This window comes from Paraburkholderia sp. BR14312, from assembly GCF_040948675.1.
In the GTDB taxonomy this organism is placed as follows: domain Bacteria; phylum Pseudomonadota; class Gammaproteobacteria; order Burkholderiales; family Burkholderiaceae; genus Paraburkholderia; species Paraburkholderia nodosa_A.
This window is the reverse complement of sequence record NZ_JBFPKI010000014.1, coordinates 242,059-268,427: the sequence shown is the minus strand read 5'-3', so window position 1 is coordinate 268,427 and position 26,369 is coordinate 242,059. Positions and strand designations below refer to the sequence as shown.

25 protein-coding genes are annotated in these 26,369 nt (G+C 66.1%); 16 read left to right on the top strand and 9 right to left on the bottom strand.

The window, feature by feature from the left end; genetic code table 11:
• Positions 1-28 precede the first annotated feature (28 nt).
• The 7 genes from AB3X98_RS33985 to ggt all read left to right on the top strand — a co-directional run bounded on the left by AB3X98_RS33985 (position 29) and on the right by ggt (position 5,709).
• On the top strand, positions 29-388 hold the full coding sequence (locus AB3X98_RS33985) for a helix-turn-helix domain-containing protein (RefSeq protein ID WP_368606314.1): 360 nt from the start codon (positions 29-31) through the stop codon (positions 386-388).
• A gap of 34 nt (positions 389-422) precedes the next feature.
• Positions 423-707, top strand: a complete 285-nt coding sequence (locus tag AB3X98_RS33980; protein ID WP_368610378.1) for a SymE family type I addiction module toxin — start codon at positions 423-425, stop codon at positions 705-707.
• A gap of 52 nt (positions 708-759) precedes the next feature.
• The gene (locus tag AB3X98_RS33975) at positions 760-1,587 is read left to right on the top strand and encodes a GntR family transcriptional regulator (RefSeq protein ID WP_368606315.1); all 828 of its coding nucleotides are present in this window, start codon (positions 760-762) and stop codon (positions 1,585-1,587) included.
• A 57-nt stretch (positions 1,588-1,644) separates the two neighbouring features.
• Positions 1,645-2,463: an ABC transporter substrate-binding protein gene (locus tag AB3X98_RS33970; RefSeq protein ID WP_368606316.1), complete on the top strand. Its 819-nt coding sequence runs from the start codon at positions 1,645-1,647 to the stop codon at positions 2,461-2,463.
• A gap of 15 nt (positions 2,464-2,478) precedes the next feature.
• Complete coding sequence (locus AB3X98_RS33965) at positions 2,479-3,246, top strand: amino acid ABC transporter permease (RefSeq protein ID WP_368606317.1); 768 nt, start codon at positions 2,479-2,481, stop codon at positions 3,244-3,246.
• 1 nt (position 3,247) lies between these two features.
• Positions 3,248-4,048: an amino acid ABC transporter ATP-binding protein gene (locus AB3X98_RS33960; RefSeq protein ID WP_028201726.1), complete on the top strand. Its 801-nt coding sequence runs from the start codon at positions 3,248-3,250 to the stop codon at positions 4,046-4,048.
• 68 nt (positions 4,049-4,116) lie between these two features.
• Entirely contained in the window at positions 4,117-5,709 is a 1,593-nt protein-coding gene (gene ggt, locus AB3X98_RS33955) for a gamma-glutamyltransferase (protein WP_368606318.1), read from the top strand.
• Positions 5,710-5,754: 45 nt separating this feature from the next.
• On the opposite strand, the gene AB3X98_RS33950 is transcribed toward ggt, so the two are convergent.
• Complete coding sequence (locus tag AB3X98_RS33950; protein WP_069265180.1) at positions 5,755-6,201, bottom strand: SRPBCC family protein; 447 nt, start codon at positions 6,199-6,201, stop codon at positions 5,755-5,757.
• 160 nt (positions 6,202-6,361) lie between these two features.
• Here AB3X98_RS33950 and AB3X98_RS33945 point away from each other — a divergent pair, with 160 nt between their 5' ends.
• Positions 6,362-6,655 carry a hypothetical protein gene (locus AB3X98_RS33945; RefSeq protein ID WP_069265179.1) on the top strand — a complete coding sequence of 98 codons (294 nt, stop codon included), beginning with the start codon at positions 6,362-6,364 and terminating at the stop codon, positions 6,653-6,655.
• 274 nt (positions 6,656-6,929) lie between these two features.
• Here AB3X98_RS33945 and AB3X98_RS33940 read toward each other — a convergent pair whose 3' ends face one another.
• A complete protein-coding gene (locus AB3X98_RS33940; protein ID WP_368606319.1) occupies positions 6,930-7,238 on the bottom strand; it encodes a DUF4148 domain-containing protein in 309 nt (102 codons plus the stop codon).
• A gap of 273 nt (positions 7,239-7,511) precedes the next feature.
• On the opposite strand from AB3X98_RS33940, the gene AB3X98_RS33935 reads away from it, so the two are divergent.
• The 6 genes from AB3X98_RS33935 (at position 7,512) to AB3X98_RS33910 (ending at position 13,567) form a co-directional block, all read left to right on the top strand.
• The gene (locus AB3X98_RS33935; protein ID WP_368606320.1) at positions 7,512-7,766 is read left to right on the top strand and encodes a DUF2282 domain-containing protein; all 255 of its coding nucleotides are present in this window, start codon (positions 7,512-7,514) and stop codon (positions 7,764-7,766) included.
• A 40-nt stretch (positions 7,767-7,806) separates the two neighbouring features.
• On the top strand, positions 7,807-8,655 hold the full coding sequence (locus AB3X98_RS33930; protein WP_368606321.1) for a DUF692 family multinuclear iron-containing protein: 849 nt from the start codon (positions 7,807-7,809) through the stop codon (positions 8,653-8,655).
• A complete protein-coding gene (locus AB3X98_RS33925; protein WP_368606322.1) occupies positions 8,652-9,431 on the top strand; it encodes a putative DNA-binding domain-containing protein in 780 nt (259 codons plus the stop codon). Before AB3X98_RS33930 ends, AB3X98_RS33925 begins: the two co-directional genes overlap by 4 nt.
• Before the next feature lie 222 nt (positions 9,432-9,653).
• A complete protein-coding gene (locus tag AB3X98_RS33920) occupies positions 9,654-11,168 on the top strand; it encodes a diguanylate cyclase (protein WP_368606323.1) in 1,515 nt (504 codons plus the stop codon).
• Positions 11,169-11,255: 87 nt separating this feature from the next.
• Positions 11,256-11,891 carry a DUF2239 family protein gene (locus tag AB3X98_RS33915; RefSeq protein WP_368606324.1) on the top strand — a complete coding sequence of 212 codons (636 nt, stop codon included), beginning with the start codon at positions 11,256-11,258 and terminating at the stop codon, positions 11,889-11,891.
• A gap of 371 nt (positions 11,892-12,262) precedes the next feature.
• Entirely contained in the window at positions 12,263-13,567 is a 1,305-nt protein-coding gene (locus tag AB3X98_RS33910; RefSeq protein ID WP_342949589.1) for a solute carrier family 23 protein, read from the top strand.
• An 83-nt stretch (positions 13,568-13,650) separates the two neighbouring features.
• Here the strand turns inward: AB3X98_RS33910 and AB3X98_RS33905 are convergent, their stop codons facing one another.
• Positions 13,651-15,318, bottom strand: coding sequence for a Na+/H+ antiporter (locus AB3X98_RS33905; protein WP_069265171.1), 1,668 nt, complete (start codon positions 15,316-15,318; stop codon positions 13,651-13,653).
• Positions 15,319-15,853: 535 nt separating this feature from the next.
• Between AB3X98_RS33905 and AB3X98_RS33900 the strand changes: the two genes are divergently transcribed.
• The gene (locus AB3X98_RS33900) at positions 15,854-17,119 is read left to right on the top strand and encodes an EAL domain-containing protein (RefSeq protein ID WP_368606325.1); all 1,266 of its coding nucleotides are present in this window, start codon (positions 15,854-15,856) and stop codon (positions 17,117-17,119) included.
• 48 nt (positions 17,120-17,167) lie between these two features.
• The gene (locus AB3X98_RS33895) at positions 17,168-17,869 is read left to right on the top strand and encodes a copper homeostasis protein CutC (protein ID WP_368606326.1); all 702 of its coding nucleotides are present in this window, start codon (positions 17,168-17,170) and stop codon (positions 17,867-17,869) included.
• A 59-nt stretch (positions 17,870-17,928) separates the two neighbouring features.
• Here the strand turns inward: AB3X98_RS33895 and AB3X98_RS33890 are convergent, their stop codons facing one another.
• The 6 genes from AB3X98_RS33890 to AB3X98_RS33865 form a co-directional block, all read right to left on the bottom strand.
• Positions 17,929-21,564, bottom strand: coding sequence for an indolepyruvate ferredoxin oxidoreductase family protein (locus AB3X98_RS33890; RefSeq protein ID WP_368606327.1), 3,636 nt, complete (start codon positions 21,562-21,564; stop codon positions 17,929-17,931).
• A 307-nt stretch (positions 21,565-21,871) separates the two neighbouring features.
• Positions 21,872-22,810, bottom strand: coding sequence for an ion channel (locus AB3X98_RS33885; protein WP_368606340.1), 939 nt, complete (start codon positions 22,808-22,810; stop codon positions 21,872-21,874).
• Between the two features lie 240 nt (positions 22,811-23,050).
• On the bottom strand, positions 23,051-23,296 hold the full coding sequence (locus AB3X98_RS33880; RefSeq protein WP_069265167.1) for a hypothetical protein: 246 nt from the start codon (positions 23,294-23,296) through the stop codon (positions 23,051-23,053).
• Between the two features lie 266 nt (positions 23,297-23,562).
• Positions 23,563-23,784 carry a hypothetical protein gene (locus AB3X98_RS33875; protein WP_069265166.1) on the bottom strand — a complete coding sequence of 74 codons (222 nt, stop codon included), beginning with the start codon at positions 23,782-23,784 and terminating at the stop codon, positions 23,563-23,565.
• A 211-nt stretch (positions 23,785-23,995) separates the two neighbouring features.
• Complete coding sequence (locus AB3X98_RS33870; RefSeq protein WP_069265165.1) at positions 23,996-24,979, bottom strand: carbohydrate kinase; 984 nt, start codon at positions 24,977-24,979, stop codon at positions 23,996-23,998.
• 39 nt (positions 24,980-25,018) lie between these two features.
• Positions 25,019-26,326, bottom strand: a complete 1,308-nt coding sequence (locus tag AB3X98_RS33865; protein ID WP_368606341.1) for an AGE family epimerase/isomerase — start codon at positions 26,324-26,326, stop codon at positions 25,019-25,021.
• Positions 26,327-26,369: the final 43 nt, after the last annotated feature.

The following is a 26,369-nucleotide window of genomic DNA, read 5'->3' as shown; positions in this document are numbered from 1 at the left end:
CTGTGTATGATCAGCGCAGGATTTAACCATGAACGCAATAGATCGAGAATATTTTATTGAACTTGGCGAACGCATTGCCAGGGCGCGAAGAGCGCGCGGCATGACGCAACAAGAATTAGCCGAAGCGCTCGGAATCGCACAGCAAACGCTAGCCCACTATGAAGTCGGGCGCTCGCGCGTGCCGGCATCGCTGTTGCCAGCTTTAGTGGACCGGTTGATGTCCTCTTTCGAAGAGTTGCTGTGCAGGCCAGTCGCGCGACAGCCAGGCAAAGGAAGTTCGATATCGCGCCTACAACTGCAAATCGCCGCAATCGAACAACTACCCAAGCCCAAACAGCAGTTTGTCTCAGAAATGTTGGACACCGTGCTCGCCCAAGCTCGGAAGTAGTAGAAGTCTCAATGCAGTAAACGAAGCGCGGGCCATGAGTGTTACCAGCACTCACGGCCCGCTAACCAAAACCAACTCAACTGAGGAGTTGACCATGGCTGACGCCAATCTTAATGCATCGCACGCACATCCCGAGCGCCGCGTAACCATCCAGCAGTCCTGGCGGTACCGCAGGTCCAGTTCACGGGCAAGAAATGACCCGCCGCTTTACCCCTGGCTCAAGCTTTCTGGCCGATGGCTCGAAGTCGCAGGCTTTGAACCAGGCCAGCGCGTCCGAATCACGGTAGAAGACAAAAGGCTTGTGATCACCCCAGACTAGCCCACCCGTCAGACCAAAGCCCCACAAAGAAGGCCACGAACCCACAAGGTTCGTGGCCTTCACGCCATCTGCAGCCATCACCAAATCTTTTTTGAAAGACTGGATCCACAAATCCACTTGGAGTAATCTGCCCCAACGACTCAGCAACCGCAATGGCATCCTCCCGCACCGCACAAAACGGATCAAGCGCACAAAAATGCCTGCCACCAACGTCCGCAACACCGCCGGTCTGGCCTTAACCGCCGAGGAAGAGGCCTACCGCTTCCTGCTGGAGGCCATCATCGAAGGCCGCTACGCCGCAGGCCAGCGCATCGTCGCCGAGACGGTTGCAGAAGAGCTTTCAATGAGCCGCATGCCTATCCGCGCGGCACTAAAAAGACTTCAAACCGAAGGTCTGATCATCCAGCGCCCCAACCGCGGCGCCATCGTCCGCGGCCTCACAGTAGAAGAAGTCCAGGACATCTTCGACATGCGCATCGCGCTCGAATGCCTGGCCATGCGCGTCGCCGCCCCGCGCTGCACCGAAGCACATCTCACGAAGCTCCAACGCCTGCTGGAAGACATGGACGCCTGCGTAGGCGATACCGACACCTGGGTCCAACGCCACTGCGCGTTCCACGAATACCTGTGCGAAATCAGCGGCCGCACGCGCCTCTACCAGCAAGTTCACTCGCTCTACACGCTGATCGAAGGCCCCATGCGCTTGTGGATCGAGCAAGCCACCTTCAGACGCAAACGCGCGCGCGACGCCCACCAGATCCTCATCGACGCGCTGCGCACCCGCGACCCCGCGCAAGCCGAGCAAGCGCTGCGCGAGCACCTCGAATCAACCGTTCCCCAGATCATCAAGTTCCTCGAATCGCCCGCGTCACGAGCGTAACGCGTCGGCGTCCTAACTGTCGTCGTACCTCACGCAGCTCACACCAGGAGCCTCTCGATGTCAGCAAAACAGTTCAAGCGTCTCCGTCTCGCCGCCTGCGCAGGCTTTGCGCTCCTCGCGCAGGTTGCTGGAACTTCCGCGGCGCAGGCCGCCGATCTGGGTCTCGTGAAAGGCGGCACGCTCACCTACTGTTCGAGCATGGACGCGCCGCCGCTCGCATCCTACGACGAGAACCAACAGCCGCGTGGCTTCTCCGTCGACGTGGCGCATGACGTCGCGAAGCAGCTCGGCAATCTCAAGGTCGAGTGGAAGGTCATGTCCTTCAGCGGGCAGATTCCGGCGCTGCAGGCGAAGCAATGCGATCTCGTGATCGGCCAGCTCTTCGACAAGCCCGAGCGTCGCCAGATCATCGACATCGTCGACTACATGTATTCGAGCCAGTCGATCATGGTGCCGCGCGGCAATCCGCATCACGTGCGCTCGCTCGACGACCTTTCGGGCATGAAGGTCGCGGTGCTCAACGGCACGACCATCAGCACGCTGCTCGACAAGGAAAACGAGAAGCTCAAGGCTGCGGGCAAGTCGCCCATGAACATCGTTGTCTATAGTTCGGATGCCGATGCATTTCAGGCCTTCCGTCTGAATCAGGTCGATGCCTACGGCACCACCTCGGAAAGTGCCGCGCACTTCCAGCAGGTCTCGGGCGACATGTTCGAGGAGGCGGTGCCCGGTTTCAATCGCATCGCGACCGGCATTGGCGCGCGCAAGGGCGAGCCGCTTTCGCCGGCCGTGGCGAAGGCCGTCGCCGATCTCGTGAAGAGCGATCGCTACGGCAAGATGCTCGCCACCTGGAAGCTCGAAAACGATCGCCTGTGAGCGTGGAGTGACGCCATGAATTTCAGTTGGGAAATCTTCCGGAAATTCCTGCTGGACCCAAGCCCGGCGTATCTGCACGGCTTGTGGCTCACGTTCTCGATCAGCGCCTGCGCGATCGCGTTCGGCGCCTCGCTCGGCCTGATTGTCGCGCTCATGCGGCTTTCGTCGAGTCTGCCCGTGCAGTATCTCGCGCGCGGCTATATCTGGGTCATGCGCGGCACGCCGTTGCTCATGCAGATCGTGTTCCTGTACACCGCGTTTGCCGCGGCGAACATCTTTCACTTTCACGATCTCGACTTCGGCATCGTCTCGCTTCCCGGCAATATTCAGGCAGCCGTGCTTGCGCTCGGCATGAATTCGGCGGCCTATCAGGCGGAGATCATTCGCGCGGGTTTGAGTTCGGTGGATCGTGGGCAGTATGAAGCGTCGCGCTCGCTTGGCATGACTTCGGTGCTGCTCATGCGCCGGGTCGTGCTGCCGCAAGCGTTCCGCGTGATCGTGCCGCCGCTCGGCAACGAGTTTAACGTCATGCTCAAGAACACCACGCTCGTGAGCGTGATCGGCGTGCCGGAACTGCTGCTCAGCACGCAGATGATTACGTCGGTGAACTTCCGCGTGTTCGAGCTGTATCTCGTGCTCGGCATCTACTTCCTTGCGCTCACCACGCTCTGGGGTTTCGTGCAGCGGCGGCTCGAAGCGCACTTCGGCCGCGGCGAGGCGAAGCCGGCTGCGAATACGCGTCTGTTCGGCGCGCAAACGATGAAACTGCTGCGGGGGCGTTGACATGAACGAAGCACGCGAAATCGTCATCGAGGCGTCGGACATTCACAAGTCGTTCGGCCCGACCAAGGTGCTCAACGGCATTTCGTTGAGCGTCGCGAAGGGGGAAGTGGTGGTGCTGATCGGCTCGTCGGGGTCGGGCAAGACCACGTTCATCCGCTGCCTCAATCTGCTCGAGTCGTACGACAGCGGGCGGGTGCGCGTGAACGGCCATCTGCTCGGCTTTGTCGAACGCCCGAACGGCACGCTGGTGCGCGATTCGGCGCGTCAGCTCGCACGGCAGCGCCGCGATATCGGCATGGTGTTCCAGCGCTTCAATCTGTTTCCGCACATGACGGCGCTGGAGAACGTGATCGAGGCGCCTATCCATGTGCTGAAGATGCCGCGCGAAGAGGCGATCAAGCAGGCAAAGGCGCTGATCGCCCGCGTGGGTCTTGCCGATCGCGCCGACCACTATCCGTCGCAGCTTTCCGGCGGCCAGCAGCAGCGCATCGCCATCGCCCGCGCGCTTGCCATGCAGCCGAAGGTGCTGCTCTTCGACGAGCCCACCAGCGCGCTCGATCCGGAAACCGTCGGCGAAGTGCTGCAGGTCATGAAGGAGCTTGCGGAAGACGGCATGACGATGGTCGTCGTCACGCACGAAATGGGCTTCGCGCGCGAGGTGGCCGATCGCGTGGTCGTGCTCGACCAGGGCGAGTTGATCGAAGAGGGGCCGCCCGAGCGCATTTTCACCGCGCCTTCGCATCCGCGTACGCAGACGTTCTTGAAGCGCACGTTGCGAACTGCCATGCCTGCTTCTGCATAGGCAATAGCCGCAATGCTGCATCAGCTGAAATAAAACATCATCAGGACACCAAAGAGGAGAACGCTTCGATGCGTAACTTCGAAACGCCGGGCCGCTCGCTCGTCATGGCACGCAACGGCATGGCGGCGACTTCGCACCCGAGCGCGACGCTCGCCGCCGTCCAGATTCTCGCCGCCGGCGGCAACGCCATGGATGCCGCGATTGCCGCGTGCGCGGTGCAGTGTGTGGTCGAACCCGGCTCGACGGGCGTAGGCGGCGACTGTTTCGCGCTCTATTCGCGCGGCGGCACCGATGGCGTGATCGCCTACGACGGCTCCGGCTGGGCCCCCGCGGCCGCGAGCGCCGAGCGTCTGCGCGCCATGGGCGTGGAAACCATCGCGCGTCATTCGCCGCACGCGGTCACGGTGCCGGGCGCGGTGGATGCATGGACCACGCTCCATCGCGATCACGGCCATTTGCCGCTGCGCGACGTATTGGCTCCGGCCATCCGTTTCGCTGAAGAAGGCTACGCCGTCGCGCCGCGCACCGCGCACGACTGGGCGGCAGAAGTGGAAACGCTCTCGCGCGACGCCGTAGCGCGCACCACCATGCTCGTGGATGGCGCTGCGCCGCGAGCCGGCTCGACGCACCGTCAACCGCGCCTCGCGAACACGCTGCGCGCCATCGCCGAATCGGGCCGGGACGCGTTCTACCGCGGCGCCATCGCGGCCGATCTCGTCGCGCAGCTTCAAGCGCACGGCGGCTTGCACACGCTGGACGATTTCGCCGAATTCCGCGGCGAATACGTCACGCCGATTCGCGCGAAATTCCGCGGCTACGACGTGATCGAATGCCCGCCGGCGGGGCAGGGCGTCATCGCGCTGCTGTTGTTGCGTCTGCTCGACAAATACGACGCCGAAGGCAGCCCGCTCGACGCCGATCGTCTACATCGCGAGATCGAGGCGGCGAAGCTCGCCTACGCCGTACGCGACGCCGTGCTGGGCGACCCGCGCCATGGCGGCGTCGATGTCGAGCGCCTGCTATCCGACGACTACGTGGACAAACTCCGCAGCCGCATCGACCTCGAAAGCGTTGTGGACCCGGCCGCCGCGCTTACCCAGGTCGAGCACCGCGACACGGTCTACATCACCGTCGTCGATCGCGACCGCAACTGCGTGAGCTTCATCAATTCGTTGTTCTATCCATTTGGCAGCGGGCTGATGGGCAAGGAATCCGGCGTGATGCTGCACAACCGCGGCATGAGTTTCTCGGTCGCGCCAGGACACCCCAACGCGATTGCGCCGCACAAGCGTCCGATGCACACCATCATTCCCGGGATGGTCGCGCGTGACGGCCGCGTGCAGATGAGTTTCGGCGTGATGGGCGGCCACTATCAGGCCATGGGGCACGCGCACTTTCTCTCGAAGGTGCTGCATTACGGCCTCGACATGCAGGCGGCGATGGATCTGCCGCGCGTCTTTCCGCGCCCGGGCACGGGCACCGTGGAAATCGAATCGACCTTGCCCGCCACCGCGCGCGCCGTGCTCGCGGATCGCGGCTTCAAGCTCGTGCCCGCTGCCGGGCCGATTGGCGGTTCGCAGGCGATCCGCATCGACTGGGAGCGGGGCGTGTTGACCGGCGCGTCCGATCATCGCAAGGACGGCTGCGCGCTCGGGTATTGAGGCAGCACACGGTCGGAAAGAAGGGGCGCGAGCGCCCCTTTTTCTTTACTGCTGGATTTCGGCTTCGACCAGCTTCGCGAGCAACGCCAGCGACTCCTGCCAGCCCAGATAACACGCCTCGACCGGAATGATCTCCGGTATGCCTTCCTGCACGACGGTCATTTCCGCGCCGAAGAACACGGCGCGCAGCTCCACGGTCGTCTGCATGGTGCCGGACAGGTGCTGATCCTCGAACACACCGGTGTAGCGCAAACGCTCGTTCGGCACGAGCTCGAGATATTCGCCGCCGAACGAATGACCGTGGCCGGCCGTGAAATTCTTGAACGACATCCGGTAGCGGCCGCCGACTTTCGCGTCGAGTTCATGAACCGTGCAGGTGAAGCCGTTGGGCGGCAGCCATTTCACGACTGCGCTCGCGTCGAGAAAGGCGCGATAGATGCGCTCGGGCGGCGCGCGCAGCACACGATGCAGGCGGACGGTGTTCGATGCCATGTCTAAGCTCCAAGGGTGGTGGATCGCCCTGCAATAGTAGGCCACCTGCCCGGGACCCATCGCCTAAACTTCCCAATACCGAATCAATACCGAACACCTGGCCGCATACCCATCGGCCGGTTAGCCCGTAGCCGCCAACCCGCGGCACCCGGAGGTCACCATGAGCGCTCAACCGCTTGCGATGCATGAGGTCGACTACGAAGGCTTCGAGATTCACGTCAGCGCCACGCCAGCCGAGGAAGGCGCGAACCGCTACACCTACACGGCCTACGTTTGCCATCCCGGCGCGAATCCCGCGAAGCCGGGCCATACGGTCACGTATCACGCGGATGGCGACGAAACTTGGCGCAGCGAGCAGGATGCCATCGAAGAGGCGGTGCACGTCGGCCGCAGCATAATCGACGGCACGCACCCCGATCTTTCCGTGCTCTCGCTCGTGACCCACGGCTTCTAGGCCCCGCGAGTGAGCCGCCTTCGTGCGCGGCCCGCGCTAATAAAGCGGGCCGCATGCGTCGCGAGAGGGAAGAGGAAAAAGGCCCGGACCGCAGTCCGGGCAAAGCCGCCGGATTTCCGGCGGCGGAGGTTTTCGTGGGCGTGCCGCTTATTTCCGCCGCGCGCATTGCACGGGCGGCGCAGAAATGAACGGCGGGCCCGCTCTCTCCCAATCGGGAGAGCGGGCCCGCCAGGCGTTGCTCGCGTAGTGCGCCGGCACTACGTGTGAGCCGCGATTACTGGCCGAAGTAGGTCGGCTTGATGTTCGGTGCGCGGGTGCCGGTTTGGGCGCTGCCGTTCGTCGATGCGCCGTAGGCCGTGGCTTCTGCAGCGCCGTTCTGCTGGGCGACGCGCGCCTGGGCAGCCTGCAGGTCTTCCGGATAGTACGGGCTCGACAGATTCGGGCGGTAGCCGGCCTTTTCCAGCTGGACCAGTTCGGCGCGAACTTGAGCGCGCGTCACGGGCGCTTGCTCGGCTTGTGCGAACGACAGGGCCGGAGCGGCGAGGACGGTAGCGGCGAGTGCAGCAGCAAACAGATTCTTCATGGTAACAACCTCCGAAAATTATGTTGTCGATCCGTAACAATCGTGCTGTTCGAACCGTTGATGACAGTTTATTGCAGCGCACTTCAAAGAAAAATACCGCAGTCCAGCAAACTTCATTACCGAGATTGCAATAATTCCGCCGATCAGCGGCGCTTCGACCGGGCTGGTCGCGCTCTGGTGAGGCAAAATAGGGCACCCAGGGCCGCGCGTTGCGACGGCTGCGCAGCCGATCGCTTGCTGCGAAACCCATTTCGAAGTTCAAGGAGAAACGCTATGAAGAACTCTCTCGGCCGCCAGGCGCTGATCGCCGCCGCGCTCGCGGGTCTGGCGACGGCCGGCGCGGGCGTGGCCCGCGCGGACGACACCGTGAATTGCTACGGCGTCGCCAAGGCCGGCCAGAACGATTGTTCGAGCAAGACCGGTGTGCACGACTGCGCGGGCCAGGCCAAGGTCGATCACGACAAGGGCGACTTCAAGACCATGCCGAAGGGCACGTGCGAGAAGCTTGGCGGCACGCCGGAACAATGAGCCTCGCGGCTGAGGCGGCGCGCAACGCGGGACGCGCAAGATGAGCGCGCCAGGCGCACTCAGTGGCGTGGGCATCGGCCTGCGTCACGCGCACTACGAGGCCTTCATGGCCGAGCCCCCTGCGGTCGACTGGATCGAGGTCCACAGCGAAAACTACTTCGGCGAAGGCGGCTACGATTTGCACGTGCTCGAAACCGTGCGCCGCGATTTGCCGGTGAGCCTGCACGGCGTGGGGCTCGGGCTCGGCTCTGCCGCGCCGCTCGATGCAGCGCATCTCGCGAGGCTCGCGCGGCTCGTGGAGCGCATCGACCCCGCTGTGGTTTCCGAGCATTTATGCTGGGGCGCGAGCGCACAAGGCGCGCTGCACGATCTGCTGCCGATGCCGCTCACGCAAGCCTCGCTCGATCACATGAGCGCGCGCGTCTCGCAGATGCAGGACGCGCTGCGCCGCACCGTGTTGATCGAAAATGTTTCGACCTACGTACGATTTCGCGGCGATACCTGGAGCGAGGCGGAATTCCTCGCGACGCTCGCGCAGCGCACGGGGTGTGGCGTGCTGCTCGACGTGAACAATCTGTACGTGAATCAATGCAACCACGGTGAAAATGCACTGGCGGCCATGGCCGCACTGCCGCCGCAGATCGTCGGCGAAATCCATCTGGCAGGGCATCGCGCGACGCCCGCCGCCGTGATCGACGATCACGGTTCGCGCGTCGCGCCGGCGGTCTGGGCGCTGTACGAGGCCGCGCTCGAGCGATTCGGCGCGACGCCCACGCTCATCGAGTGGGACACGGCGGTGCCGGCGCTCGAGGTGCTGCTCGACGAGGCGCGTCTCGCGCGCGAACGCTTCGCGAAACATGCGCGTCAAGCATCGGAGCTGCGCTCGTGACTGCGCGCAACACACTGGAAGCGACGCAACAAGCCTTCGCCGCCGCGCTGGACGATGCCGCCGCCGATGCGGCGCTCGTCCACGAACTGCTTCCCGCCGATGCCGCGCTGCTGCACGAGCGCATGGGCCTGTATCGCGGCAATGGGCGGGCGGCGCGGCAGCTTGCGCTTGCGAACGCGTATCCGGTGCTCGCGGCCCTGTCTGGCGAGGCCTGGTTCGATGCACTCGCGCTAGCCTACGCGCGCGCGCATCCTTCTCGCGATGCCGATCTGAACCGCTTCGGCGCGCGACTGCCCGAATTCGTCGAGCGCTACGAGACCGACATACGTTATGCGTATTTCGGCGACGTCGCGCGGCTCGAATGGGCGCTGCACGCCGCCAGTTACGCAGCGAACGCCACGTCACTTAACGCGCAGCAATGGCAAGCGCTCGGCGCGGAGCGTCTGGCGCAGGCGCGTCTCGCGGTGCATCCCGCCTGCGCCGCGCTCGCGTTACGCTTCGATGCCGTGGCGATCTGGCGGGCGCACCAGCCGGGCGGCGTCTGGCCCGAGCGTGTGGACATGCCGTCGTGGACGCTCGTGGTCCGGCCGCAATGGCGGCCCACGCCGCTCGTGCACACGCATGCCGCCCACGCGGCCTTTGTGGCGCTGCGCGACGGCGCCACGCTCGACGATGCGCTTGCACAAGCCTTCGACATCGACCCGGCTTTCGACTTCGGCGGCCAGTGGCGAGCATGGATCGAGGCGCGCGCAATCGTCGGCGTGCGCGACGACTGACCCTGCAGCATGACAAGCGCAAACGGACTCACACGATAAAGCAGAGGAATCCAAACTAACAAAACGCACGGCACTCGAAGCGCACTTTATTCAGGAGAATGGGGCGCTCGACCGGACTTGCCCGCATAGCCACGACTCACATGGCATGCGAGGATGAATGCATACGCACAGCAAGCGCCCGGCAACCGGCGCTGCTGCAAGGCCAGTCCCCGAAGGCCCGAGATGATGATCCGCCGACCGAACGCCGTGCTTGCCATCGGCATCGCGCTGGCCGCAGTGCTGACGCTGATCGCCGCGTGGGTCATGGCGCAGATGCGGCACGACGCGCTCGCGAGCGCCCGCGCTTCCGCCTCCAATATGGCGCTGCTCTTCGAGCGCGACACGGCGCGCAATTTCGACGTCTACAACCTTTCGCTGCAGGCCGTCATCGACGCCATCGACGATCCGCGTCTCGCCTCGCTGCCCCCCGACATTCGCCAGAATGTGCTGTTCGACCGCTCGGCCACGGCGAAGAATCTCGGCGCGATCTTCGTGACCAACGCAGTGGGCGACGTGGTGTTCGATTCGCGCGCGGTGCCGCCGCGCGCGCTCAATGTGGCCGACCGCGACTACTTCATCGCGCAGCGCGACTCGCCGCACGTGGGCCTCTTTCTGAGCCACCCGTTCATTCCACGCGACGGACCGGCCAACGCGACCATCGGATTGAGCCGCCGTCTCTCGAACCCCGACGGCTCGTTCGCGGGCGTGGTGGTGGGCACGATGCGGCTCGATTATTTCCGGCAATTGTTCAGCGGCGTGGACATCGGCACGAACGGCGCGCTGGCGCTCACGCTCGCCGATGGCACGCTGCTCATGCGCCGCCCGTACGTTCCCGATCTGATCGGCAAGAGCGTTGCGGAATCCGCGCTCTTCCAGCGGTTCCAGCGATCCCAGGCTAGCGGTTTCTTCTCGCTCGGTCCGGTCGACCGCGTGCGGCGCTGGTTCGCGCTGCGGCGCGTGGAGGGTTATCCACTTGTGTTCAGCGTCGCGGTCGCGGCGGACGACATCTATCGCGAATGGCGCGTGCGCGCCTGGATCATCGGCACGCTCACGGCGGTGCTCGACGTCTCGCTGATCGCGCTCGCGTTGATGTTCACGCGCCAGTTGCGCCAGCGCGGCGCAGTGGAGGCGGAGTTGCGCGCGCAGGCGGGCACGGACGCGCTCACGTCGCTCGCGAACCGGCGCGCCTTCGAAACCCGCGCGGACCACGAATGGGCGCGCGCGCGCCGCTCGGGCAGCCCGCTCGCGCTCGTGCTGCTCGATGTGGACCGCTTCAAGCTCTACAACGACCGCTACGGTCACCTCGCGGGCGACGACGCGCTCGCGGCCGTCGCCCACGCGATCGGCGCACACGCACGCCGCGCGGCGGACTGTGCGGCGCGCTACGGCGGCGAAGAATTCGTGCTGGTGCTGCCCGACACGGGCGAGGCCCAGGCGCTCGCACTGGCCGAGAAGGTGCGCGCCGCGATCGAGGCGCTGGCGCTGCCGCATGCCGACAGCCCGAACGGCGTGCTCACGGTGAGCGTGGGCGTGGCCTGCACGACGCAAAGTGCGTTTGCCGACTGGCGCGCGCTGACCGATGCCGCCGACGCGGCGCTTTACACCGCCAAGCGCTCGGGCCGCAACCGCGTGGCGGCATGGCTGCCCGCCGCGACCGACGACGCGCGCGGCGCGGATCTAAGAGGCCGCTCCGGCTGACCGTCATCAAATTTTACCCGGATGATATTGCACCACCCAATTTACCCGGGTAATATTCGCCCATCATTGGATACCAAGGAGAACACCATGGTGGTGGCGAACGGCTGTACGGCTTTTGCGGGCACGCGCCTGATCGCGCGCGGCGCACCGCTTCAGGTGGCGCTGGCGGTCAAGGCGGAGCTCGAACGTGAAGGGAACGAAAACGGAAACGAAAACGGCGCAACGGTGCTGGTCTTCGACGACCGCGACGCGCGTCCGGTCGAATTCGATCTGCGCGGCACGGATAAGGACATCGAGGCGCGCATCGTCGCACAGGCCAGTCGCGAGCAAGGCGCAACCGCGCCGGACGTCATGGACGAAGCCGCCCCAGACGACGCCCCGCGTGGCCGCGGCCGCCCGAAGCTCGGCGTGGTGGCGCGCGAGGTGACGCTGTTGCCGCGCCACTGGGACTGGCTCGGCGCGCAGCCCGGCGGGGCCTCGGTGGTGTTGCGCCGGCTCGTGGATGCCGCGCGCCATGCGAGCGAGGCACGCGAACGCGTGCGCGCGGCCCAGGAAGCCGCGCATCGCTTCATGACTGCACTGGCCGGCGATATGCCGAATTACGAGGAGGCGTTGCGCGCGCTGTACGCGGGCGAGCGTAGCCGCTTCGAAGCGGCGAATGCACCCTGGCCAGAAGACGTGCGCGATTACGCGCGGGAACTCGCGGAATCCGCATTCGCCTGAACGCGCGAAGGGCTCCAATCGTGTGGGCAAAAAAAGCCGCTCCAGCGGGGAACTGGAGCGGGGAAGTCGGAGAGTTTGCTGCTTGCCAACACTGCATGAACTCTCGTGAGGGTCACGCAGCAAGGACAGTCTAGATCCGGCATCCCACCCCTAATATAGGATGAGTCTGAAACTCCATTCGGTGCTGACTTCACGGCTCGGGTCGACGGCCGCCGGGAGTGTTTCGGATGCCCGACATCCGGCTTGCCACGCTGATTGCGGCTCCGTACACTCCCGCCTGACCTGCATCAAGGGCGGCCGTTGCTTCGATGCGTGCGCGCCAACAATCAAAACCACAACCAGACCGCAAATCACGCCGACAAGAGGAACCCATGTCCGACTCCTATTTCCCCCGCTGGCGCGCGCAGACGGGTGACGCCCGCAGCGTCGTGGCTCCCGACGAGCGCCTGCCCTGGCCGCAGATGTTCGCCATGGGCGTGCAGCACGTCGTCGCGATGTTCGGCTCGACCGTGCTTGCGCCGCTGCTCATGGGCTTCGATCCGAACCTGTGCATTTTCATGTCGGGTGTCGGCACACTGCTGTTCTTCGTGGTGGTGGGGGGGCGCGTGCCGAGCTATCTCGGTTCGAGCTTCGCGTTCATCGGTCTCGTGATCGCTGTCACGGGCTACGGCGGGCAGGGACCCAATCCCAACATCCCGGTCGCGCTCGGCGGCATCATCGCGTGCGGCGTGGCTTATACGCTGATCGGCCTGCTCGTCTCGGCCGTCGGCACCAAATGGATCGAAACGCTCATGCCGCCGGTGGTGACCGGTGCGATCGTCTGCGTGATCGGGCTGAATCTCGCGCCCATCGCAGTGAAGGGCGTGAGCGGTTCGATCTTCGACTCGTGGATGGCGATCGTCACCGTGCTCTGCGTGGGCGGCGTGGCCGTGTTCACGCGCGGCATGCTGCAGCGTCTGCTGATTCTCGTCGGCCTGTTGATCGCCTATGTGATCTACGCGATCGTCACGAACGGCATGGGCCTGGGCAAGCCGATCGACTTCTCGATTGTCGCGAACGCCGCCTGGTTCGGTATGCCGAAGTTCACCGCGCCGGTGTTCGACCCGCACGCCATGGCGCTGCTCGTGCCGATCGCCGTGATTCTGGTGGCGGAGAACCTCGGCCACATCAAGGCGGTTTCCGCGATGACGGGCTACAACCTCGACCGCTATGTGGGCCGCGCGTTCATTGGCGACGGGCTCGCCACGATCGTCTCGGGCTTTGCGGGCGGCACAGGTGTCACGACCTACGCGGAAAACATCGGCGTGATGGCCGTGACGAAAATCTACTCGACGCTCGTGTTCGTGATCGCTGCGCTCATCGCGCTCGTGCTCGGCTTCTCGCCGAAGTTCGGCGCCGTCATTCAGACGATTCCCGGCCCGGTGCTGGGCGGCGTCTCGATCGTCGTGTTCGGTCTGATCGCCGTGACGGGCGCGCGTATCTGGGTCGTCAACAAGGTGGACTTCTCGGACAATCGCAATCTCATCGTCGCCGCGGTCACGCTCGTGCTCGGCGCGGGCGACTTCTCCCTCAAGCTCGGCGGCTTCGGGCTGGGCGGCATCGGCACCGCCACGTTCGGCGCGATCATTCTCTACGCGTTGCTGCGTCGCAAGCCGGCGCAGGAAGCGGCGGTTTAAGCCTCACCGTGACATGCGGCGCCGGTCCTCGGCGCCGCGTTTTTCTCTCTCCCGTTTTTTCCCGCTCTGCGCGAGGCGCCCCCTCAGTTGCGATTGCGCCCACGTGTCGTCATCGCCGTTTCCGAAAGATCGACTTCGCGCATCAGCTTCGCGAGCGTCTCGTCGTTGATCTGCATCTGGTTGCGCAGCTTGAGCAGCGTCGCGCGTTCGGCGCGCATGCCGGCGAGGCGCATTTCCATTTCCAGCGCGTCCGAGCGGCGCGCGTTCGCGCTGCGGTCGCGGTCGGCGTCGAGCGAGGCGAGGCGGCGGCGATAGGCGTCCATCACGCGTGCGGTCGTGTCGGCGGCGTAGGCGGCCTGCGATTCGTCGAGATCCTCGCTGACCTTTTCGTGCACCGCATCCACGGCGCGGATGGCCGCCTGCGCCGCCTGGATGCGCGCCGCGCGCTCCTCGGCCGCGTGCGGTCCCTGCGCGCCGCGCCGCACGCCGCGCAGCAGGAGCGGCAGGCCGACGATCGCCACCAGCAGCGAGGCGAGGATCACCCCCGTCGCGATGAAAATGGCGCTGTCGCGACCGGGCAGCGGGCTGCCGTTGGCGAGCGCCACGGGCAGCGAGAGCACGCCCGCGAGCGTCACCGCGCCGCGCACGCCCGCGACCGTGGTGATCGCCACGGTGCGCAGGCCCGGCACCGCATTCGCCACGCCGTGACGCGCGGCGCCGCGGCTCGCCACCCAGCGCAGCAGCCACACCCAGCCGAAGCGCATGGCGTAGAGCGCCGCAAGCACGGCGGCGATATAGCCGATCAGGCGCAGCATCTGCACGTTGCTCGTGTGGTGCGCGTCGAGCAGCGCCTTGCCGAGAATGCCCGGGAACTGCAGGCCGAGCAGCGTGAACACCATGCCGTTGAAGACGAATTCGATCATCGACCAGGTGCTCGTGGCGCGCACGCGTGTCGATACCGGTCCTTTGTGCGCGACGCTCGTGAAGTTCATCGTCATGCCGGCGGAAACGGCCGCGAGCACGCCCGACACTTCGAGGTGCTCGGCGAACAGATACGCCGCGAACGGAATCAGCAAGGTGAGCACGACGCCGGGCGCGGGGTCGCCCTCTTCGGTCGTGTTGAGAAAGCGCGCCGACACGAAGCTGAAGAGCCAGCCGATCGCCGCCCCAAGCGCCAGACCGCCCGCCGCGATCACGACGAAGCTGAGCGCCGCCGCGCGCAGCGAAAAGTAGCCGGTGAGCGCGGCCGCCACGGCGAACTTGAGCGCGACGAGGCCCGAGGCGTCGTTCATCAGCGCTTCGCCTTCGAGGATGTGCATGAGCTGCGCGGGAATGCGGTCCTTGCCGGCGATGCCCGCGAGCGCGACGGCGTCGGTGGGCGAAAGCACGGCGGCGAGCGCGAACGCCACGGGCAGCGAGATCTGCGGCACGAGCCAGTGCACGAAATAGCCCACGGCGACGACCGTCAGCAGCACGAGCCCGAGCGCGAGCATGAGGATCGCGCGGCGCTGCAAGAAGAACTCGCGTTTGGGCATGCGCCAGCCGTCCGCGAACAGCAGCGGCGGAATGAACAGCGCCATGAAGATGTCGGGATCGAACGTGACGTGCGGATTCACGAGCGGAAACGTGAGCAACGCGCCGATACCGATCTGCACGAGCGGCAGCGGAAGCTTGAGTGGCACGGTGCGCGCGAGGATGCCGGACACGGCAACGGCGAGCAGCAGAATGAGAACGGTGAAGAGAATGTCCATCGAAAAACGTAGCGGGGGCCAAACGGGACCCAACGAGGCCAAACGAGGCCAAACGAGGCCAAACGGGACCAGGGGGAAGCGTGGAAGAGGGGACGACGCCTCTTTTCACGCGCGGTGCGGCACGGCGTTCTGGCGCGCATTAGAGGAGGGCGCGCCGGTCGAGGGACAGTGTAGCCTGACGCGTCTGTAAGCTGCCGCGAAGCGCGCAGGGCGAGCGCGTGGCAAGCCCGATATGTGCCGAAAATGCGGCAATTTGTCCGCCCTGTGTGCGCCACCACCGAAGCAAAGGCGCGTGGAAAGGCGCACGATATCGGTGCGCCGTGCGAGGTCTCGCGCGGTGCACGGCGTGCCCCTTCGCGGCGCACGCGATGGGCGCGAACGCATTTCGCGATGCGTGCCAGATCGCGGTGCGAGCGAGCACGGACCTTGCTTAACCCCTCCTGTGACGCAACGAAAATCAGGCTATGGAGGACGAGCGCGGGCCGTGCAGAGGCTGTGCGGACTGCAGCGTCCTTCCTACGCGCTAGAGGATGGCATGATCACAGAGCAACAGGACAAAACAGCCGTGACCCCTCACGGCTTCGATCTCAGCGTCACTTCGGGGCTGCAGCGCTACAGCGCACACCATGGCGACCTCACGCTCACGAGTGTGTTCCAGCCGGTGTTCAGCCTCTCGCACATGCGTGCGGTGGGCTACGAAGGGCTGCTGCGCGCGCACGATCCGCTCGACCGCCCGGTTTCGCCGCTCGACGTGTTCGGCGACGCCGCGCGCGTGGGCGAAGCGCTGCTGGTGGACCGGCTCGCCCAGGGGCTGCATCTGGAGAACTTCGCGCTGCTCGGCGCGGAGCGCGAGTGGCTCTTTCTCAACGTGCATCCGGGCACGCTGATCGAGCCGTATCACTCGGCGGCGCTGCTCGCGAACCTGCGGCGGCTGAACATCGCGCCGCGGCGCGTCGTGCTCGAGGTGCTGGAAGACGACGCGACCGATCTCGACGCCCTCGCGCAGGCCGTGGCGACGTTTCGCGAGCGCGGCTTTCTCGTGGCGCTCGACGACTTCGGCGCGGGCAACGTCGATATCGGCCGCGTGTGGCAGCTCAATCCCGACATCGTGAAGCTCGACCGCATCATGCTCATGCACGCGCAGCATCGCGCCGACATGGCCGCGACGCTGCCCGCGCTCGTGGCGCTGTTGCACGACGCGGGCAAGCTCGTGCTGATCGAAGGCGTGGAGACGGAACACGAGGCGCAGCTCGCGCTCGCGTGCAACGCCGACTTCGTGCAGGGCTTCTTCTTCGCGCGGCCCGCGCCCGGACTCGCCGACGCCGCCCAGGCGCAAGCCGTGATCGCCGAGGCGACCGAGCGTTTTCGTCAGCAGACCGAAACGCGCGAGCGCGGCGAGACGAATCGCCTCGTGCCTTATCTGCGTGCGTTCGAGCGCGCGGCCGAACGGCTTTCGGCCGGCGAATCGATGGAGGAGGTGTGCTGGAACTTCCTCGCGCTCGATCATGCGGCGCGCTGCTATCTGCTCGATTCGAACGGCCGGCAGGCGGGCCGCAACGTGGTGCTGCGCGTCGACCGCGCGGAGCGCGATGCGCGCTTTTTGCCGCTTGAGGACGCACAAGGCGCGAGCTGGCTGCGCAGGCCGTACTTCCGCACGGCGCTCGTCACGCCGGGGCGCGTGCACGTGACCGGACCGTATCTGTCGATCAACGAGGCGCTGCCGTGCCTGACGCTTTCGATGGCCGTGCAGGTGGGCGAGCGCCTGTGCGTGCTGTGCGGCGACATCGACTGGTTCGAGTAGGCGTGCATCTGCGATCATGTCGTGTTTCTCACGACATGGCGCGCAAACATGCCACATGAACGGGTCCTGCTGGAGGTCATCGCGACCACCGTCGCCGATGCGCAAGCCGCCGAGCGCGGCGGCGCGGATCGGCTCGAACTCGTGACCGCAATTGGCGAGGGCGGCCTCACGCCCAGCATCGGCATGATCGAAGCCGTGGTCGCGGCGGTGGCGATTCCCGTGAACGTGATCGTGCGGCCGCACAGCCGCTCGTTTATTTACGATTCGAACGATTACGCGGTGATGCTGCGCGACGTGCGCGCCGCGAAGCTCGCGGGCGCGCATGCGGCCGTGATCGGCATGCTCACGCCTTCGCATGAAGTCGATTGCGAAGGACTGCAGCGCGCGATCGACGCCGCCGACGGCATGTCGCTCACGTTTCATCGCGCGTTCGACGAAGCGCGCGATCTGCAGGAGGCGTTCGACGTGCTGCTCGGTTTCGACGCGGTGACGAACGTCCTCACCTCGGGCGGCAAGCCTTCGGTGCTTGACGCGCAGGCGCAGATCGCAACGCTCGTGCAGCGCGCGGCGCACACGCATTGCACGGTGCTGGCGGGCGCGGGACTCACGCTCGACCGCGTGGCGCAATTCGTAAGTTCGACGCGCGTGCGCGCGGTTCACTTCGGCTCGGGCGTGCGCATCGACGGCAAGGGACTCGCTCCCGTCGACGAAAACAAGGTGCGGCGCGCGCGGAACCTGCTCGACGCCTGACCCATAAAAAAGCGCGCGCCATTCAGATGAACGGCGCGCGCCTGCCGGCTCACTTCACCTTATTTCGCCACGACCACCGGAATGCCGCGCAACGCGCCGGCGCCCTTGAACGACGCGAGGGCTTCCTGGACCGCGGCGCTCGTCTTCACGTCGATGGCAAGGCGCGCCGCCAGTTCGCGCTCGCTGCGTTTGACCGCCGCGAGGTTCGCCAGCTTGACGTGCCCATAGCCGCGCACACGTTGATGCAGATTCGCGAGCTTGGCGATGTCGTCGGCGTTTTCGGCGGTGAGGCTCGCGAACGCACCGCGCAGCGTCGCCTCGTAGTCGCCGGCGAGGGCGCGCTCCATGCGGCGCTCCAGTGTCTTGCCGAACGGATCGAGCCACGTGCCGCGCACGCTGCGGCCCTTCTTGAGCAGCCCGAACGCACTCCACATCCACTGGCCGAACTGCATCTTGCGCGGAGGCTGGCCGTTCTTTTCACGCGCGATGAGCGGCGGCGCGAGGTTGAACTTCACGGTGAAGTCGCTGCCCGCCGTGCCCTCGAACTGCGCCTCGAGCGCGGCGCGCAACGCCGGGTCGGCGTGCAGGCGCGCGACTTCGTATTCGTCCTTCACGGCAAGCAGCCGATAGAACGTGGTCGCGACGGCGCGCGCGAGCGTTTTCTCCGCACTCTTGTCGGCGCTGCGTGCGGCATCGACCAGCGCGCGATAGCGCTTCACGTAGCTCGCGCCGCCATACGCGAGCAGACGCGCTTCGCGGTCGGCGATCAGTTCGTCGAGCGTTTGCGTGAGCTTGCGCGCCGTGGCTTTCGCGGCGGCCGCACGTTGCGTGTCGAGCGCTTCGAGCGCAGCGGGATCGGCGGCGGCCATGCGGCCGATGGAGAACGCGAACAGGTTCGCCTGCACGGCCACGTTGTTCAGTTCGATGGCGCGCGTGAGCGCCGCGAGCGAAACCGGCACGAGGCCAAGTTGCCAGGCGAAGCCGAGCATCACGATGTTGGCGCCGATCGTGTCGCCGAGATAACGCTGCGCGAGTGCCTGCGCGTCGCATGCGGAGAGCGGATCCTGCGCGTTCGATGCGCCGCCGGTCGCCGCATGCCGCATCTTCGCGAGCAGCGCGTCGGCGTGCAGGTTCGCTTCGGGATTCTGCACGAACGACGCGTTCGGAATCTCATGCGTGTTCACGACGATGCGCGTGCGGTCGTGCCGCACGGTTTGCAGCGCATCGGCGCTCGCGCCCACCACCATGTCGCAGGCGAGCAGCAGGTCGGCCTGCTGCGTGTCGATGCGCACCTGGTTGAGCAGCGCGTCGGTGGCCGCGAAGCGCACGAACGAGAGGACCGAGCCGCCCTTCTGTGCGAAGCCCATGAAGTCGAGCACCGAAGCGCTCTTGCCTTCCAGATGCGCGGCCATGCTGATGAGCGCGCCCACGGTCACGACGCCGGTGCCTCCCACGCCCGTCACGAGGATGTCGTAGGGCGCGTTGTCGAGATGCGTGGCCGGCATGGGCAGCGCATTCACGCGCGCGGTGAGCGCCTGCGGATCGAACGCGGCGCCCGCGGCCTTCTTGAGCTTGCCGCCCTCGACGGTCACGAAGCTCGGGCAGAAGCCGTTCACGCACGAATAGTCCTTGTTGCACGACGACTGGTCGATGCGGCGCTTGCGGCCCAGCTCCGTTTCCACGGGTTCGACCGAAAGACAATTCGACTGCACACCGCAGTCGCCGCAGCCTTCGCACACTTCCTCGTTGATGAAGAGACGCTTGTCCGGGTCGGGGAATTCGCCCTTCTTGCGGCGGCGGCGCTTTTCGGCGGCGCAGGTCTGGTCGTAGATCAGCACGGTCACGCCCGGCGTTTCGCGCAGTTCGCGCTGCACCGTGTCCAGTTCGCTGCGGTGATGGAACGTCGTGCCCTTCGGGAACAGACCGTGATGGCCGTCGTACTTCTCGGGCTCGTCGCTCACCACCACGAAGCGCGAGACGCCTTCGGCTTCCACCTGGCGTGCGATCTGCGGCACGGAAATGCTGCCGTCCACGGGCTGGCCGCCCGTCATCGCCACGGCGTCGTTGTAGAGGATCTTGTAGGTGATGTTGGTCTTCGCCGCGACTGCCTGGCGAATCGCAAGGATGCCTGAGTGAAAGTAGGTGCCGTCGCCGAGATTCTGGAACACGTGCGGCATCTTCGTGAACATCGAGTGCGCGGCCCAGTCCACGCCTTCGCCGCCCATCTGGATCAGGCCCGTGGTGTCGCGCTCCATCCACGAAGCCATGAAGTGGCAGCCAATGCCGGCCTGCGCGATCGAGCCTTCGGGCACCTTCGTCGACGTGTTGTGCGGGCAGCCCGAGCAGAAGTAGGGCGTGCGGCGCACGGCGTCGGCGGCGTTCGAGAGGATTTGCGGCGCGACGAGATCGACCACGCGCTCGCGGCGGTCGAGCGCCGGACGGTGCTTCGCGAGCCACGCGGCGAACACGGGCAGGATGCGCGAGGGACGTAGCTCGCCCAGCTCGGAGAGCAGCAGCGTGCCGTCTTCGGCGTGCTTGCCGATCACGGTGGGGCGCGCGCCTTCCTTGCGGTTGTAGAGGTAGTCCTTGATCTGCTGCTCGATCACCGGGCCCTTCTCCTCGATCACGAGCACGTCGGTGAGGCCCGAGACGAACGCGTCGATCCGCGACATCTCCAGCGGGAACGACAGGCCCACCTTGTAGATGCGCACGCCCGCGCGATCGAGGTCGTCGACGGTGAGATCGAGACGGCGCAGCGTTTCCATCAGATCCAGGTGCGCCTTGCCGCAGGTGACGATCCCCACGTTCGCGTGCGGGCTCGGCGCGATCCACTTGTCGATGCTGTTCATGCGCGCGAAGTGGCGCACGGCGTCGAGCTTGGCGGCGAGGCGCTGCTCGATGGCGAGACTCGGCAGATCGGGCCAGCGGTTGTGCAGGCCGCCCGGCGGCGGCGTGAAGCCCGCAGTGGCCAAATCGGGCGCTTGCCAGTCGGTTTTGATGGCATCGAGATCGACGGTCGAGCCCGACTCCACCGTCTCCGAAATCGCCTTGTAGCCCACCCACGCGCCCGAGTAGCGCGAGAGCGCCCAGCCATACAGGCCGAATTCGAGCATGTCCGCGATGTTCGACGGATTCACGACAGGCATGTGCCACGCCATCAGCGCGAAGTCGCTCTGATGCGGCATGGACGACGACACGCAGCCGTGGTCGTCGCCGGCCACCACGAGCACGCCGCCGTGCGGCGACGAGCCGTAGGCGTTGCCGTGCTTGAGCGCGTCGCCGGCGCGATCGACGCCCGGGCCCTTGCCGTACCACATCGCGAACACGCCTTCGACGGTGCGCTCCGGGTCCGCTTCCACGCGCTGCGTGCCGAGCACGGCGGTGCCGCCCAACTCCTCGTTGATGGCGGGCAGGAAGCGCACGTCGGCGGCTTCGAGCAGTTTCTTCGCCTTCCACGCCTGCTGATCGACCATGCCGAGCGGCGAGCCGCGATAGCCGCTGATGAAGCCCGCGGTGTTCAGGCCATGCGCGCGGTCGAGTGCGCGCTGCATGAGCGCGAGGCGGATCAGCGCCTGGGTGCCGGTCAGGAAGATGCGGCCGCGCGTGGCGGTGAGGTTGTCGGTGAGCTTGTAATCAGCGAGGGGCGGCGTATCAAGCGGCGAGGACGTGTCGCCGAACGCGGGGCGCGCGGTCATTGGGGGAGTCTCCATATATCGACCGCAGTGAGCGCTTCAGCTGTCGCCCGGAGTTAGTGCTTCAGCACTTACTCCGGGCCCATGCAGAGCACTTGCTGCGATCTCATGCTTAGCTTTGCTGTCGTACGCCCTCCGAGGAGAGCGGCGAAAGAGACTCTATTTTTTCTCGCCAATGACGGAAATTTTTTGCTAACTCTCCGGCGCTGCCGCCTATTCGCGCGAGAGCCTGCCCGCGCCGGGCGAATTTGGAGAGAGATTTTCCCTGCGCGGCCGCGATCCCGCCCGGATCGGCCTTCGGGACAATCCGTCAGATCGTCCGCGGTGCGTAGGGCTTCGCGCGATCGAATGGCACGACATCGTGAAAGTGCGTGTAGTCCATCGTGCTCACGCCGTCCGCGTCGCTCATCAGGTCGACGTAGCGGTAGTCCCAGCGGATCTGGCGGTCCGACCAGTTAAAGCGCGCCTGCATGGTCTGCGCGGTCGATTCGTCGGAGCCCTCGATCACGACATGCAGCGTACCGTGCTGCTCGGCCAGCATCTCGGGTGTGACGCCGTAGAGCGGGCTCGACTCGTCGATCACGTGCATGAGATTCCAGCCCAGCGTGAAGAGCGGATGCTGGTCGCGCACGAGCTTGAGGTCGTGGATGCGCCGCGCGCGAAAGCCGTCCGACGAGGTTTCGATGCGGATGAGCCGCAGCTTCGCGCCCGCTTCGGCGATCACGTTCTGGCGGGCGTTGGCCGCGCGCGCCATCAGCGTCATGCGGCCTTCGATGGGGTGCACCACCACCTGGCTCGCGAACATGATCTTGGCGCGCGGGCGCGAGAAGCGCGCGAACACGAGGCCGGTCGCCAACGCGATCCCCGACATGCCGACGAAGATCTCGAACGTGGCGACGATATGCGCGTAGAGCGTTTGCGGATGCATGTCGCCGTAGCCGACGGTGGCGAGCGTCTCCACGCTGAAGAAGAACGCGCCGAGAAAGCCCTTTGGATACTGGTTGGCGATGGGTGCGGCGCCGAGCTGGTAGAGGCACGCGAACACGCCGTTCATGAGCAGGAAGAGGGCCGCGAGCGACGCAAAGAAGGTGGGCCAGCGCATGGTGAGCGCCGTGTGATAGAAGTCGCCCCAGGACTGCGGCATGCCGTAGACGAGCACCTCGCGCGTGCCGATCATCAGCTTGCGCGGCGTGCCGCGTCTGGCTCTTTTCCTGGGCCCCGCGGGCGTTTCGGCCTTGCAGGCGTCCATATCCACGCCGGGCGAAGCCCCGGATGCCGAATCGGCTTGCTGGGCTGCTTCCTGGTTGGCGAAGCGCTCCGGCGTCTCGGACGTCATGATGGTCCCTGCGGATCTGAAGTAAGGAGAAGAGCGTAGCAATGCCGCAGGGACAGGACAAGCGGGCACGCGCCGACGGGCGCTGGCAGGGCGCAGGGCTAGCGCGACGAGAGCAGCAGCGAGACGCGGCAGGAGCGGCGTCGAACGAAAGGCTTACGGAAACCCATGCGGCTTCGGAATGCCCGCGCCATGTTCGATATCGGCGATGGCCTGGCGGCGCGCGGCGTCCACGGCGAGCGTCGCCGCGTCGAATCCCGAGTTGCCGCCGACCGTGACCCACGGCTGCACGGCCTTGTCGCGATGCGTGATCTGATACTCGGCGTCCCAGCGAGCGCCCTGCAGTTCGAGCGGATGCACGTGGATGGCGTAAACGCCGTATAGAAAGAGCTGTTCGGACATGGCTAACCTCCTGTCGACCAGAGTTAGCGCTTGAGCTGTCGGCCGGAGTTAGTGCTTCAGCACTTACTCCGGGCCCATGCAACGCACTTACTCTGGTCCCATGCACAGCTGTCGACCAGAGTTGGCGCTTTAGCTGTCGGCCGGAGTTAGTGCTTCAGCACTTACTCCGGGCCCATGCAACGCCATTACTCTGGCCCCATGCAGAGCCCCCGTCTCTTGCAGCGCTGCCGGCAGTCCCCGAGCGGGCCCTGGGCTCACCGGGCGACTTACAGCTCGAGCTCGCCGAGAATGCGATGCGCCAGCGCCTTGGCTTCTTCGAGAGCTTCTTCCGGCGTGCCCGATGCGGCTTCGACTTCATACACCGCGTTTTCGAGTTCCTCGCCGTCGTCGCGCGCCAGGGAGACCAGGCCCTGGTACTGGCCGGCGTTCATGGGCCGCACTGTGGCGACGGCCGTGTAGATCCCCTTGGTGTAGCTGACGTCTTCCATAACGTGCTCCTCGTGGAAGGAAACTCCCCTCGACGGGTCACAGTGGATGAAGGCGCGCAAGCGTCGCGCCTGACCCGCAACAAGAGGGAGATTCCATGCTAGCACGTTGCCCGCGCGGCTGCGGGACACCCATATGACGACGGCGCGGCGCTTTCGTGTCAGCCCCGCGCCGTGTCCGGGCGGCGCGCCAGACTGCGCGCCGCGGGCGCCTTCAGTCGGCGAGCAGCGCGACGACTTCGTCGAGCGTCGGCGAATGCGCGCCGGGCCGGCGGCACGCGGCCGCGCCCGCGGCGAGCGCGAAGGCGAGATGCTGGCGCCAGTTGCGCTGCGGCGCGCTCATGAGGCTGAACAGCAGTCCGCCGATGGACGCGTCGCCGGCACCCACCGTATCGGCCACTTCGACGCGCGGCGGCGCCGCCTCGATCACCTCGGTGCCCACATAGAGCGTGGCCGCCTGCGCGCCGCGCGTGACGAGCAGCGTGGCGGCCGGATTGAGCGCGCGCACGGCGTCGATGGCGTCGGCCTCGCTCTTGCCGGCGAACAGCATGCGCAGGTCTTCGTCGGAGACCTTGATGAGATCGGCGAGCGCGGCCATGCGGCGAAGGATCGGCTCGTAGCCGTGCGCCATGAGGTTGCGGTAGTTCGGATCGAAGCTGATCTTCACGCCGGCTGCGCGCAGCTCGGCGGCGAGCGTGGCGAGCGTTTCGCCGAGCGGCTGGCGCACGAGGCTGATGCAGCCGAAGTGCGCCCACTTCGCATGCGCGCGCCAGCCTTCGGGCAGCTTCGCGGGATCGAAGGCGAGGTCGGCGCTGTGCTCGCCGATGAAGTAGTACGCGGGCGGATGCGTCTGATGCACGATCGCGAGCAGCGGTGCGCGCTCCACGCGCTGCATGAAACGCATGTCGAGACCGGCGGCCACGCTTGCGTTCCAGAGCTCGTCCGAGAAGTTGTCGACGCCGAGCGCCCCCACGCTCGCCGTGGGCAGCCCGAGGCGCGCGACCGCGCGCGCGACGTTCCAGCCCGCGCCGCCAGGATGCGCGCGCCAGTGCGAGTCCATGCCCGGTGCGCCGGGTTGCGACGTGTGCGGCGTGCCCTCGGGCGCGGGAGTGCGCACGAGATCGGTGAGAATGTCGCCGGCCGAGATGAAGGCCGGGAAGCCGGACGAAAAGTCCGGGCCGGTGCTGCAGGTGCTCATCGTCGTGTTCCTCTCTCTAGTTCTGGCCGCTCGTGCCCGTCATGCGTTCGCGCCACCGGCGTCGGCGGCGGTCGCTTCCTCGCGGCCGATGACCGGCGCCATGCCGCGTCCGGGCAGCGCGTTCAGCGCTTCGTAGCACGCGCCCATCGTGTGATAGTCGGTCTTGCCGGCGGGACTCTTCTCGTCACTGTACTTACGGTTGTCGCAGGTGAGGATGCGATACCACGCACCGTAACGATGATCGACGAAATTCGCCCAGCTGTAGCGCCAGATTTCGTCGTACCAGTCCCAGAAGCGCTCGTTGCCGGTGCGCTTGCCGAGCAGCGCCGCCGTGGCGAAGGTTTCCGCCTGCACCCAGAAGTACTTGTCGTGATCGCACACGGTGCCGTCCGGGCCGAAGCCGTAGTAGAGGCCGCCGTGATCGTTGTCCCAGGCGTGCGCCATGGCGGCGTCGAACAGTTCGATCGCGCGCGGCAGCAGCCAGGGCAGCGGCCGGTGCCGTTCGAGCAGCAAGAGCAGCTTCGCCCACTCCGTTTGATGGCCCGGCTGGAAGCCCCACGGGCGGAAGATGTTCGAGCTGTCTTCCTCGTTGTAGTGCCAGTCCACCGACCAGTCCGCGTGAAAGTGCTCCCACACGAGCCCTTGCGAGAGCTTCGCCTGGCGCAGCGTGATGTTCGAGGCGACGCGCTCGGCGCGGTCGAGATAGACGAGATGGCCCGTCGCTTCGTAGGCCGCGAGCAGCGCCTCGGTCGTGTGCATGTTGGCGTTCTGGCCGCGATAGCCCGAGACGATCCAGTCGGCGCTCGCCTCGTCGGCGTAGAGGCCCGCCGCGCCGTCCCAGAAGCGGTGTTCCATCAGATCGAAGGTCGCGCCGATCATCGGCCGCGCTTCCTCGATGCCGGCCATCGCCGCATGCGCGTAAGCGAGCAGTACGAACGCGAGGCCGTAGCAGTGGCGCGTGGCGTCGAGCACGCGCTTCTTGCCGTCGCGCCAGTCGATCTCCCAGTCGTAGCCCTGCAGTTGCGGGTCCCAGTGGCCCTCGCGCAGGAACTGCAGCCCGTGGCGCGCATATTCCAGGTGCTGCGGATCGCCGAACTCGCGATACGCCATCGCGTAGTTGAAGACGTACCGGCAGCTGCTCACGAGGTGCCGCGAGTGCGCGTTGTAGATCGAGCCGTCGTCGCGGAAGTAGTGGAAGAAGCCGCCCGAGGGATCGAGCACGTTCGGCGCGTAAAAGCGCAGCGTGTCCTGCACGTGGCCGAGCAGGAAGCCGCGGTCGCGAAAGCTCGCGACGCCCGGTACGGCGACGGGGTTTGCGGTGGCGGGAGTGGCGGTGTCGGCGGTCATCGTCATGGCTTTCTCTTCTGTCCTGGACGTGGCTTCAGCGTAT

Excerpts from the sequence above, each read along its gene's own strand:
- AB3X98_RS33985 (WP_368606314.1), top strand. The coding sequence starts at position 29 with ATGAACGCAATAGATCGAGAATATTTTATTGAACTTGGCGAACGCATT.
- AB3X98_RS33980 (WP_368610378.1), top strand. The coding sequence starts at position 423 with ATGAGTGTTACCAGCACTCACGGCCCGCTAACCAAAACCAACTCAACT.
- AB3X98_RS33970 (WP_368606316.1), top strand. The coding sequence starts at position 1,645 with ATGTCAGCAAAACAGTTCAAGCGTCTCCGTCTCGCCGCCTGCGCAGGC.
- AB3X98_RS33965 (WP_368606317.1), top strand. The coding sequence starts at position 2,479 with ATGAATTTCAGTTGGGAAATCTTCCGGAAATTCCTGCTGGACCCAAGC.
- AB3X98_RS33960 (WP_028201726.1), top strand. The coding sequence starts at position 3,248 with ATGAACGAAGCACGCGAAATCGTCATCGAGGCGTCGGACATTCACAAG.
- ggt (WP_368606318.1), top strand. The coding sequence starts at position 4,117 with ATGCGTAACTTCGAAACGCCGGGCCGCTCGCTCGTCATGGCACGCAAC.
- AB3X98_RS33950 (WP_069265180.1), bottom strand. The coding sequence starts at position 6,201 with ATGGCATCGAACACCGTCCGCCTGCATCGTGTGCTGCGCGCGCCGCCC.
- AB3X98_RS33945 (WP_069265179.1), top strand. The coding sequence starts at position 6,362 with ATGAGCGCTCAACCGCTTGCGATGCATGAGGTCGACTACGAAGGCTTC.
- AB3X98_RS33940 (WP_368606319.1), bottom strand. The coding sequence starts at position 7,238 with ATGAAGAATCTGTTTGCTGCTGCACTCGCCGCTACCGTCCTCGCCGCT.
- AB3X98_RS33935 (WP_368606320.1), top strand. The coding sequence starts at position 7,512 with ATGAAGAACTCTCTCGGCCGCCAGGCGCTGATCGCCGCCGCGCTCGCG.
- AB3X98_RS33930 (WP_368606321.1), top strand. The coding sequence starts at position 7,807 with ATGAGCGCGCCAGGCGCACTCAGTGGCGTGGGCATCGGCCTGCGTCAC.
- AB3X98_RS33920 (WP_368606323.1), top strand. The coding sequence starts at position 9,654 with ATGATGATCCGCCGACCGAACGCCGTGCTTGCCATCGGCATCGCGCTG.
- AB3X98_RS33915 (WP_368606324.1), top strand. The coding sequence starts at position 11,256 with ATGGTGGTGGCGAACGGCTGTACGGCTTTTGCGGGCACGCGCCTGATC.
- AB3X98_RS33910 (WP_342949589.1), top strand. The coding sequence starts at position 12,263 with ATGTCCGACTCCTATTTCCCCCGCTGGCGCGCGCAGACGGGTGACGCC.
- AB3X98_RS33905 (WP_069265171.1), bottom strand. The coding sequence starts at position 15,318 with ATGGACATTCTCTTCACCGTTCTCATTCTGCTGCTCGCCGTTGCCGTG.
- AB3X98_RS33900 (WP_368606325.1), top strand. The coding sequence starts at position 15,854 with ATGATCACAGAGCAACAGGACAAAACAGCCGTGACCCCTCACGGCTTC.
- AB3X98_RS33895 (WP_368606326.1), top strand. The coding sequence starts at position 17,168 with ATGCCACATGAACGGGTCCTGCTGGAGGTCATCGCGACCACCGTCGCC.
- AB3X98_RS33890 (WP_368606327.1), bottom strand. The coding sequence starts at position 21,564 with ATGACCGCGCGCCCCGCGTTCGGCGACACGTCCTCGCCGCTTGATACG.
- AB3X98_RS33885 (WP_368606340.1), bottom strand. The coding sequence starts at position 22,810 with ATGGACGCCTGCAAGGCCGAAACGCCCGCGGGGCCCAGGAAAAGAGCC.
- AB3X98_RS33880 (WP_069265167.1), bottom strand. The coding sequence starts at position 23,296 with ATGTCCGAACAGCTCTTTCTATACGGCGTTTACGCCATCCACGTGCAT.
- AB3X98_RS33875 (WP_069265166.1), bottom strand. The coding sequence starts at position 23,784 with ATGGAAGACGTCAGCTACACCAAGGGGATCTACACGGCCGTCGCCACA.
- AB3X98_RS33870 (WP_069265165.1), bottom strand. The coding sequence starts at position 24,979 with ATGAGCACCTGCAGCACCGGCCCGGACTTTTCGTCCGGCTTCCCGGCC.
- AB3X98_RS33865 (WP_368606341.1), bottom strand. The coding sequence starts at position 26,326 with ATGACCGCCGACACCGCCACTCCCGCCACCGCAAACCCCGTCGCCGTA.